The organism is Kitasatospora sp. NPDC028961 (assembly GCF_055564815.1).
On sequence record NZ_JBVHVO010000004.1, the window covers coordinates 290,349 to 301,059 of the forward strand.

At 75.2% G+C, this 10,711-nt stretch carries 5 protein-coding genes; 1 reads left to right on the top strand and 4 read right to left on the bottom strand.

The annotated features are described in order from the left end of the window. Nucleotides 1-39 precede the first annotated feature (39 nt). The 4 genes from ACZ4UX_RS11595 to ACZ4UX_RS11610 form a co-directional block, all read right to left on the bottom strand. Nucleotides 40-588: a MarR family winged helix-turn-helix transcriptional regulator gene (locus ACZ4UX_RS11595; RefSeq protein ID WP_380383882.1), complete on the bottom strand. Its 549-nt coding sequence runs from the start codon at nucleotides 586-588 to the stop codon at nucleotides 40-42. A gap of 64 nt (nucleotides 589-652) precedes the next feature. Continuing rightward, nucleotides 653-2,782, bottom strand: a complete 2,130-nt coding sequence (locus ACZ4UX_RS11600; RefSeq protein WP_465706485.1) for an MMPL family transporter — start codon at nucleotides 2,780-2,782, stop codon at nucleotides 653-655. 75 nt (nucleotides 2,783-2,857) lie between these two features. Then, nucleotides 2,858-3,253 carry a hypothetical protein gene (locus tag ACZ4UX_RS11605; protein WP_465706486.1) on the bottom strand — a complete coding sequence of 132 codons (396 nt, stop codon included), beginning with the start codon at nucleotides 3,251-3,253 and terminating at the stop codon, nucleotides 2,858-2,860. Between the two features lie 417 nt (nucleotides 3,254-3,670). Then, on the bottom strand, nucleotides 3,671-6,793 hold the full coding sequence (locus tag ACZ4UX_RS11610; RefSeq protein WP_465706487.1) for a phosphocholine-specific phospholipase C: 3,123 nt from the start codon (nucleotides 6,791-6,793) through the stop codon (nucleotides 3,671-3,673). A 588-nt stretch (nucleotides 6,794-7,381) separates the two neighbouring features. On the opposite strand from ACZ4UX_RS11610, the gene ACZ4UX_RS11615 reads away from it, so the two are divergent. Next, on the top strand, nucleotides 7,382-10,690 hold the full coding sequence (locus tag ACZ4UX_RS11615; RefSeq protein ID WP_465706488.1) for a non-ribosomal peptide synthetase: 3,309 nt from the start codon (nucleotides 7,382-7,384) through the stop codon (nucleotides 10,688-10,690). Nucleotides 10,691-10,711: the final 21 nt, after the last annotated feature.

A 10,711-nucleotide genomic window follows, 5' to 3' on the forward strand; every position in this document is an offset into this window, starting at 1 on the left:
GCCGTCGGCCCACGTCAGCGGTGGCGCGGGTCAGCGCGGTTACGCGGGTCGGCGCGAGTGGCGCAGGTCCTCCAGCTCGGTGGTCATCCGGCCGAGGAAACGGGCCACCGCCGCCAGCTCCGCCGGGGTGAACTCGCCGCGCACCGCCTCGGTGCGCCGGGCCACCGGCGCGAACCACTCGGCGGCCATCCGCCCGGCACCGGGCAGGTAGTGCACCAGGACCTGCCGGCGGTCGGCGGCGTCCCTGGTCCGGCGGATGTGTCCGGCCCGCTCCAGCCGGTCCAGTACGGCGGTGACCGCCCCCGAGGTGAGGGCCAGCTCCTCGCCGAGCCGGCCGGGGGTGATCCCGCCCCGGCCGGGCTCGGCCCGCATCACGGCGAGCAGCGCCTGGACGTCGGTGGCGTGCAGACCGCTGGCGGCGGCGAAGCCGTGCCCGAGCAGGTTCATCTCGGAGGCGAGTGCCTGGAGGAGCCGCCCGAGAGCCGGGGTGTCGGAGGGTACAGTCGCGGACGGGTCCGCAGGCGCCGGGCTGTCGGACGGTGCCGGGGCGGGCGGGGGCGTGCTCGGGTCCTGCTCCGACAAGGTCATCCGCTCCGGTCGCCTACGGTGTTCCACCCGCTGTTACCCGTTCAGCCTAACCGGCCGGCCACCCTCACACGGGCTCGCCGACCGGCTCGGGAGCCGCCGTACCGACCGCCGTGCGACCCGGCCGGGCCGGCCACCAGACCCGCTCGCCCAGGTCCCGGACCAGTGCGGGCACCAGCAGCGAGCGCACCAGCAGGGTGTCCAGCAGCACGCCGAAGGCGACGATGAACGCGATCTGGGCCATGAAGGCCAGCGGGATCACACCGAGCGCGGCGAAGGTCGCGGCCAGCACCACCCCGGCCGAGGTGATCACTCCGCCGGTGGCCGTCAGCCCGCGCAGCACCCCCTCCCGGGTCCCGACCCGCATCGTCTCCTCACGGACCCTGGTCATCAGGAAGATGTTGTAGTCCACCCCCAGCGCGACCAGGAACACGTACCCGTACAGCGGCACGGAGGGGTCGATGGCGGAGAAGCCGAAGACGTGGTCGAAGACCACCGCGCTGACGCCGAGCGTGGCCAGGTAGGAGAGCGCGACGGTACCGGCGAGCAGCAGCGGAGCGAGCAGCGAGCGCAGCAGGACCACGAGCACGGCGAGGATGCAGAGCAGCACGACCGGCATGATCAGCGCCCGGTCGCGCTCCGCCGTGATCCGGGTGTCGTACTGCTGCGCGGTGTAGCCGCCGACCAGCGCGTCCCCGCCCGGCACCGCGTGCACGGCCTGCCGCAGGCTCCGGACGGTGGCGATGGCCGCGTCGCTGTCGGCCGGGTCGGCGAGCGTGACGTCCAGCCGGACCCGCCCGTCCACCTCCGCCGGGGCACCGCCGGGCGCACCGCCGGTGTACGGACGGACGCCGGCCACCCCGGGGACGGCTGCCGCGGCGGCGACCGCCTCGGCCCGCCCGGCGGCGGCGATCACCACGGCCGGATTTCCGGCGCCGCCGGGGAAGTGCTTCGAGAGCAGCGCCTGCCCGGCCGCCGAGGGCTGGGCCTTGATGAAGAGTTCGCTCTGCGGGACGCCGCCCGAGTCCAGGGTCGGCGCGAAGGCGGCCAGCGCGGCGAGCACGGCCAGGCCGGCGGCCCAGGTGACCCGCGGCCGGCTCCCGACCAGGGCGGCCACCCGCTGCCAGACGGCGTTCACCGGGGCGCGCCCGTCGGCGGCCGGCCGGGCCGGCCAGTAGGCGGCACGGCCGAGCAGGACGAGCGCGGCCGGCAGGAAGGTCAGCGCGGAGAGCACCGCGCAGCCGATGCCGATCGCGCCGACCGGGCCGAGCGCCCGGTTGTTGGTGAGGTCGGAGAGCAGCAGGACGAGCAGGCCGAGGGCGACCGTCGTCCCGGAGGCCGCGATCGGCTCGACGGACTGCCGCCAAGCGGTGCGCATCGCCGCGAACCGGTCACCGTGGAGGTGCAGTTCCTCGCGGAAGCGGGCGGAGAGCAGCAGTCCGTAGTCGGTGGCCGCGCCGATCACCAGGATCGACAGCAGACCCTGCACCTGACCGTCCACCCGGACCAGGCCGTGGTCGGCGAGCAGGTAGACCAGCGCGCAGGAGACCCCGAGGGCGAACACCGCGCCGAGGATCACCAGCAGCGGCAGCAGCAGGCTGCGGTAGACGGCGAGCAGGATCAGGAGCACCACGCCGAGGGCCACGCCGAGCAGCAGGCCGTCGATGCCGGCGAAGGCACCGCCGAGGTCGGCCGCGACGGCTGCCGGGCCGGCCAGACCGACGGTGGTGTCCGGGACCTGGTCGGCGAGTTCGCGGACGGCGCGGACGCTGTCCCCGGTCTGCCGGCCGAGGTCGGAGCGGAGCTGGACGACGCCCTGGAGCGCCCGGCCGTCCTCGGACGGCACGGCGGGCGACACCCGGCCGGTGGCACCGGGGACGGCCGAGGCCTCCTGCAGCGCCCGGCCGGCGGCGGCGCGCTGGGCCTCGCCGACCGCTCCGGTGCGACTCTCCCAGACCACGATCACCGGGAGCGTGGCCGCCGCCCGGAAGTCCTCCCCGAGCCGGGCCACCTCGGTGGACTCGGCGCTGCGGGGCAGGAAGGCGGCCCGGTCGTTGGTGGCCACCTCGGAGAGCTTCCCGGCGTAGGAACCGAAGGCGCCGCCCAGGCCGAGCCAGACGGCCAGCAGGACGAGCGGAACCAGCAGTCTGGTTCGACGCCGGGAGGCGGGGCGGGGAGCGGCTGGACCGGTGCGCATCGCGGAGCGCCCTTCGGGCGGGGGCAGGTGACGGACCTCCGCATCATATCTCTCGATGATTGAGAGACTTGGCCATCAAGAGGTATGGCGGCCCGACGGGTGTTTCCGACTCCCCCCGAGCAGCCCGGCCACCGAGAGCGCACCCCAGCCGACGGAGACGGCCACCGCCATCACCCGGTGCCGGCGCTCCGGCAGCGCGGTGGCCAGCAGGACGGCATCGCCCAGGTCGGAGGCGATGCGCACCAGGGTGGCCGCGCGCAGCGCGGAGTCGTCGGGTGCGAAGGCCATCGCCAGGCCGCAGGCGGCGTCCCGGAAGGCGAGCGGGCGCAGACAGACCGCGGTGGAGCGCGGCAGCGAGCCGTCGGCGGCGGTCAGTCCGGAGGGGACGGCCAGCAGGGCGGGCCGGCGGGTCACGGCGAGGCCGTAGACGGCGGTGGCGGCGCCGGTCAGCCGGAGCAGACGAGAGTTCATGGCGCGGATCTCCCTGAGTCGGTGGGCGAGGTCGGTGAGCGAGGTTCGTGGACGGCCCGTGGGTCCAGGAGGAAGGCTGGGCGGTTCGCGGCGCCTCCGGGCCGGAAGTCCCACCGCCCTCAGTGGTGGCCGTGCCGGCCGAGGGCCGACGTGGTCGTCATGGTGTCCTCCGTGGTGTCGTGGTGACCGGGCGGCGGCGTTCGCCCTCCTACGACACCAGAGAGGTCCGACAACACCCGGCCGGACGCGCGCGCCCGGCCGAAATCCGCCGCCCCGACCCGGCGAGCAGACCCGCCGCACCGACCCCGCCGCACCGAATCGGCGACCCGACCCCATGCCCGACGACAAGCCCCCGGCCCGACCGAACGGCCCGCGCACCCCCTCGGGGTACGCGGGCCGCGAGCTGGATCTACCGGGTCAGCCCGTGATCGGCTTGGTGTCGAGGCGGACGTGGTCGACGGCCCAGAACCAGTTGTTGCCGGCGTCGTACATCCGGAACTTCAGGGTCACCGAGCGGGCACCCGCCGGAACGGCGAACTGCTTGGTGACGAAGGTGTTCTGGACGTCCTTGCCGGCGTTGTCGTTACCGGTCGGGTCGATGCTGTAGTAGACCAGCCGGGTCTCGGAGCCGTTGTCGAAGACGGCGGTGACGGCCGCCTTCTGCGGGGCCTCCTGCCGGTAGTGCGAGTCGAAGGCGAGGTGGAGGGTGCTCGCGCCGGCCGGCAGCTGGACGGCGGGCGAGACCAGGGTGGAGTCGAAGACCCCCTTGCGGGACGGCGAACCGGTGTCGTCCCAGTCGTCCGGGTCGGCGACCGCGAGGATGCCCAGGCCGCGGCTGAAGTTGCCGCGGTCCTGCCCGGCCGGGGTGGACCAGGCGCGCTTGGTGTGGAACGTCCAGCCCTGGAGGCGGGTGGTGCCCTGCGGCATGGCCGGAGCGTTCACCACCGACCAGCCCTGCGGCGCCTGCGGCGTCCAGCCGAGCACGCCGGCCAGCGGCTGGAGGGAGCCGGCCAGCGACTCGAAGTCCTCGCCGAGCAGGTGACCGGCCATCACGGGGGCGGTGCGCGCCGCGATCTCGCCGTCGGCGATCGCGAAGCGGCTGCCGGCCGCCGCGCGGGCGGTGACCAGGATCCGGTGGGTGGCGCCGTCAGGCAGCACGGCGGGCGGGGTGACGTCCCACTCGGCGGTCGCGGTGGCACCGGCGGCGAGCGAGGCGGGCGGCGGGGTGACGGCGGTGACCGCCCAGCCGGCCGGCACGACCGGCTGGACCTCGATCGCGGTCAGCGCGGCGGTCGCGGTGAACCGGGCGGCGACCCGGGCCGGACGGCCGGGCAGCAGGATCGCCTCGTCGATCGTGGTGGACGCGGCCTTGAGCGTGACGTCCAGGGCCAGCGGGTCGGCGAGGCCCATCGCCGGGTCGGTCACCAGGTGGTCGCCGTCCCACGGGAAGCGCCCGGCGATCCGGCGGCGGAAGCCGAGCTCGCCGCGGACGCCCACCGCGACGTCGTACCAGCCCTCCGGGCCGACCTTGACGTTGACGGTCCGGTCGTCGCCCGCCGCGACCCGCACCTCGCGCAGCCCGTCGCCGTAGGCGAGGTCGCCGACCAGGAAGGTCTGGGCGGTGCGGGTGCGGTTGATCACGTCGACCTCCAGCACCTTGCCGTTCTGCTCTTCGGAGAGCGAGATCTCGTACGCCGAGGCGGCGTCCCCGCGCAGGTGCCAGAGCGCGCCGTTCGGGCCGTGCACCCGCAGGTCGTAGCCCTCGGGGCCGACCGTCCAGACGTCGGAGAGGCGGCTCTTGGCGCCCACGGTGTAGTGGCGCGGCGCGGCGCCGGGCGCCGGGTAGACGGCGAAGACGGCGGCCTGGCGGCCCTGGTTGATGAAGTCGACGGTCAGCTCGTCGCCCTTGAGCTTCGGCTTGACCAGCAGGTCGTAGGGGCTGATCCGAGCGGTGCGGGTGCCGCGCTGCTGCTGCGGGAAGGTCTGCGGATCGGGCACCGTGGGCGCGGGCAGCTTGCCGGTGTCGACGACCTTCTGCCGGTTGCCGCTGGTGTCGGGCAGCTGCGGCCAGACCGGGTTGCGCCCGGAGAAGTCGAAGACGTTGGTGAGGTCGCCGGTCACGGCTCTGCGCCACGGGCTGATGTTGGGCTCCTCGATGCCGAAGCGCTGCTCCAGCAGGCGCAGCACCGAGGTGTGGTCGTAGACCGTGGAGTCGACCACGCCGCCGCGCGTCCACGGCGAGACGACGATCATCGGGACGCGCACGCCCAGGCCCATCGGGTACGGGCCGGAGACCAGGGTCTCGCCCGCGGGCAGGGTGTCGGACCAGGTGAGCGAGCCGTCGGCGGCCTTCACCCGGTACTTGCCGTCCTGGCCGACCACCCGGTGGTAGGTCGAGCCGCCCTTGGAGACCCGGACCACGACCTCGCCGTCGACGGGGACGGTCGACTTGCCGCGCCCGGCGGCCAGCGGCGGGACGGGCGGCAGCTGGTGGTCGAAGAAGCCGCCGTGCTCGTCGTAGTTGAGGATGAAGACGGTCTTCTCCCACACCTCCGGCTTCGCGGCGAGCGCGGCGAGCAGCCGGGCCGTCAGGTGCTCGCCGTTCGGCGGGGCGTAGTTGGCGTGCTCGGAGAGCGCGGCGGGCGCGACCAGCCAGGAGACCTGCGGCAGCCGGTCGGCCTGGACGTCGGCGGTGAACGCCTCGACGAGGGCGTCGCCCATCGCGAAGGGGTCGTCCTTCTTCGCCGGGTCACCGACCGCGCGCAGGCCGCGCTCGTAGAGCGGCTCGCCCGGCTTGGCCTTGACGAAGGGGGTGAACCAGGCGAGCGCGTTGTCGTCGAAGTTGTCCAGCGCCTGGTAGGTCTTCCAGCTGATCCCGGCCTTCTGCAGCCGCTCGGCGTAGGTGGTCCACTCGTAGCCGCCGGGGATCTCGGTGTTGTCGGTCACCGGGGTGTCCCGCACGGTGCCGCCGCTGGTCCCGGTCATCAGGTGCTCGCGGTTGGTGTTGGTGTTGCACTGCACCGACGCGTAGTAGGCGTCACAGGTCGTGAAGACCGAGGCGAGCGCGTTGTAGAAGGGCATGTCGGCGGGCTCGTAGTAGCCCTGGCCGAGCCAGCCGCCGGAGCGGCGGGTGACCGAACCGTCGGCGCGGCCGTCGTTCCAGGCGTTCATCGAGTCGACGAAGCCGAACGCCGGGGCGCCCTGCTGGTAGGCGTTGGTGTGGGCCGCGTTCATCGGGAACGGCAGCAGGTGGCCCTCCTTGCGCCCCGGGTCGGGCTGGTGGAACACCGAGCGCCCGTTGACCCCGCGCACCGCCGTCCGGTCGCCGAAGCCGCGCACGCCGGGGAGCGTACCGAAGTAGTGGTCGAACGCGCGGTTCTCCTGCATGAACACCACGACGTGCTGGATGTCCGCCAGCTTGCCGGGGCGGGCCGGCGCGGCGAGCGCCTCACGCACGCTGAGCGGGAGGGCGGACAGCACGGCGGCCGCCGCCGCGCCGCCGAGCAGGGTGCGGCGCGACAGTTCGGGCATCGGAATCATCGGGGGACGGCTCCTTGGTCACGGATGCTGGGCCTCCGTTTCGGCCCAGACCCGTTATGTATAGGCGTCCGAGATCAACGGAAGTGGACCGGTTCGATGGCGTTTCGATGACGGGCAGAGAACCCCGAGCTGTACAGACAACTTGACTGCACCTGCCATCCCTCCCGCCGCCACCCGCGCAGCCGCCCCGGGCCGCCGTCGCCCCCGGCCCGGCCCCGGTCCGAACCCGCCGTCGGGACGGCCCTCGAGACCGCCACCGTGACGGCTTGTGGTGGAAGGTAGTTGACGAACCGTCGGACTGCCCCGCCCGGGTCGTGAACAACCCTTGACGAGGCATGTGGTCTGTGGAAATCTCACGACAGGTCCAGGCCAATGATCTTTCCACGGGGGAGAAGATCGGACCGCTTGACGCATCAGGGGGGAACCTGGGAGTCGGGTCGGCCTTGCTCCAGCGGCCTGTCGACCGGTCCGCGGGGCGGCCCGGACCGCATCCGACGGCCGCGCCCTCCACCGGGCCGCACCGTCGCGGCGGAACCCGGTCGGACGGGTCACCGCAGCCCCGCCTCCGACTCCCGAATCGAGCCCGCCATGTCCGTCTCCCCCGTCGGCTCCGCCACCACTCCAGGCTCGCCCGCCGCACCAGCCTCCCCCGTCGCACCGGGCCCGTCCGCCGCACCGGAGGAGGAGCCCGCGAGAGCGGCGAACGCTCCGGCCCGGGCCGGGCGCCCCGCCTCCCCCGCCCAGCACGGGATCTGGCTGACGACCAGGCGGACCGCCGTCCCCGAGGCCTTCCACCTCGCCCTGCGGTTCCGTTTCGACCGGATCGACGCCGACGCCCTGGCACGAGCCGTCGCCGCCACCGTCACCCGCCACCCCGCGCTCGCGGCGGCGCTGGTCGAGGAGGACGGCCTGGTCCGCGAGGTCCCCGCGGGGCGGCCGCCCGCGCTCACCGTCGTCGACGCGACGGCCGACAGCGGCGACGGCCTGGCCAAGCGACTGGCCGAGGAACTGGCCCTCCCGTTCGACCTCGCCGCCGGACCGCTCGCCCGGTTCACCCTGCTCCGGCGGGCCGGTGGGGCGGCCGACCTGCTGGTGGTGGCCCACCACGCGGTGTTCGACGGGCACTCCAAGGACGTCCTGGCCGCCGACCTCGCCACCGCCTACGCCGCCGCGCGAGCCGGCGGACCGGCCGCCACCGACTCCCCCGCCACCGCCTCCCCCGCCGTCGACCCCGCGACCTCCGACCCCGCGTCCCTCGACCCCGCCGCCCCCGACGACCGGCGCGACGCCCTCGGGATCGAACCCGAGCCCGAGGCCGTCCGCCGGGCGGCCGCCTTCCACGGCCCCCGGTGGGCCGCGGCCACCGACCCGGTGCTGCCCCACGGCCCCCGGGCCACCACCGACGCCGGCCGGGGCGAGGCCGTCACCTGGCGGCTCGACGGCGCCGGCCGGACCGCCCTGGTCGACGCCGCGCGCGACTGCGGGGTCACCGTCTTCGAGTTCCTGCTCGCCGGCCTGCACGGCCTGCTGCGGCGCTACGGCGGCGAGGCCGTCCCGGTCGCGGTCCCCTTCGCCACCCGCCGCCCGGAACGGCGCGACGACATCGGCCTCTTCGTCAACGAGCTGCCGGTGCACGCCCCGGCCGGCGCCGGGGAGGAGGTGACGTTCGCGGAGTACGCCCGGGCCGTCCGGGCCGAGGTCCGCCTGGTCTCGGCCCACCGCGCCGTCCCGTTCGGCGCCGCCGTGCCCGGGCTCACGCCGCGGACCGGTCTGGCACCCGTCTCGTTCGGCTACCGCCGCCGCACCACCGCCGACCCGGTGTTCCCGGGCAGCACCACCCGGGTCGACTGGACGGTGTTCCCGCACGCCTCCCGCAACACGCTGCACCTCCAGGCGGTCGAGGACGCCGGGGCCGTCGGCTTCTCCCTCCAGTACGACCCGGCCGTCCTCTCCCCCGCCGCCGCCCGGCGCATCGCCGGACACCTCGCCGCCCTGCTCGCCGCCGCCACGGCCGACCCGGGAGCGGCCCTGGCCGACCTGCCGCTGCTCGACGGGACCGAGCAGCGGCTCGTCACGAGCACCTGGAACGCCACCGAGCGCGCCTACCCCGCCGACCGGACGGTGCTCGACCTGGTCCGCGAGCGCGCCGGCGCCACGCCCGAGGCCCTCGCGGTGGTGGCCGGCGCCGAGCGCCTGACGTACCGGGAGCTGCTGCGGCGCACCGACCGGCTGGCCAACGCGCTGACCACGGCGGGCGTCGGCCGGGACGACCTGGTCGCTCTGCACCTCGGCCGCACCGCCGACCTGCCGGCCGCGCTGCTGGCCGTGCACACCGTCGGCGCCGCCTACCTGCCGCTCGACCCCGGCTACCCGGCCGAACGGCTCGCCCTCGTCCTGGCGGACTCCGGCGCCACGCTGCTGCTGGCCGACCGCGAGCCGGCCCCCGAGGTGGCCGCCGCGGCCCCGACGCTGCTACGGCTCACCCACACGGCGGGCGACACGGCGGACGACGCGCCGGCGGACGACCCGGCCGCCGCCCGGACCGCGCCCGGCCGGCTCGCCTACGTGCTCTACACCTCCGGCTCGACCGGCCGCCCCAAGGGCGTCGAGATCGGCCACCGCGCGCTGGTCAACCTGCTCTCCGCCTTCGCCGACCGGCTCGGCTCGGGCCCCCGGGACGTCTGGCTCGGCCTCACCTCGCTCTCCTTCGACATCTCCGCGCTCGAACTGCTGCTGCCGCTGGTCACCGGCGGGCGGCTGGTGCTCGCGCCGGACGGCCTCGCCGTGGACGGCCCGGGCCTGCGGTCGCTGGTGGAGCGCGAGGGCGTCACCCACGCCCAGGCCACCCCCTCGGGCTGGCGGGTCCTGCTGGGCGCCGGACCGCTGCCGCCCGGCCTGACCGCCCTGGTCGGCGGGGAGGCCCTGCCGCTGCCACTGGCCCGCGAGCTACGGGCGGGCACCGACCGGCTCCTCAACGTCTACGGGCCGACCGAGACCACCGTCTGGTCCACCTGCGCCGAGGTCCCGGCCGCACCGGAGGCCGTCCGGATCGGCCGACCGATCGCCAACACCCGCGCGTACGTGCTGGACGGACGGCGCCGGCCGCTCCCGATCGGTGTGCCGGGCGAGCTGTACCTCGGCGGTGACGGGGTCGCCGAGGGCTACCTGGACCGGCCCGGGCTGACCGCCGAACGCTTCGTCGAGGACCCGTTCGGCGCGCCCGGCGAGCGGCTCTACCGCACCGGCGACCTCGTGGCCTGGACCGCCGACGGCGAACTGGAGTTCCTCGGCAGGCTCGACGACCAGGTCAAGATCCGCGGCCACCGGATCGAGCTCGGCGAGATCGAGTCGGCGCTGCTGGCCCACCCCGCGGTCGCCGAGGCGGCCGCCGCCGTCCGGCGGGACGAGGCGGCCGGCGACGCGGAGCCGTTCGTCGCCGGTTACCTCGTCCCGGCGCCCGGGGCAGCCGTGCCGGACGCCGCCGAGCTGCGGGCCCTCCTCCAGCGGACGCTGCCGGCCGCCGCCGTACCGCAGCGCTTCGCGGTGCTCGACCGGCTGCCCCTGACGCCGAACGGCAAACTGGACCGCCGTGCGCTGCCCCTCCCCCCACGCCCGACCGACGCCGCGAGCCAGGGCTCGACCGGGGCGACCGGAGCAGCCGGGCAGCAGGAGCACGACGAGGTGCTCGACGCCGTGCTCGGGATCTGGGCCGAGGTGCTGGGACTGCCCGACCTGGGCCCCGAGGACGACCTGTTCGAGCTCGGCGGGCACTCCCTGACGATCATCCAGATCACCGCCCGGATCCGCGACCTGCTCGGCGTCGAGCTCGACTTCGACGTCTTCTTCGCCACCCCGACGCCGCTCGGCATCGCCGCGGCCGTCCGCGACCTGCGCTGACCTCCCGGGCGGCGCGCTGCA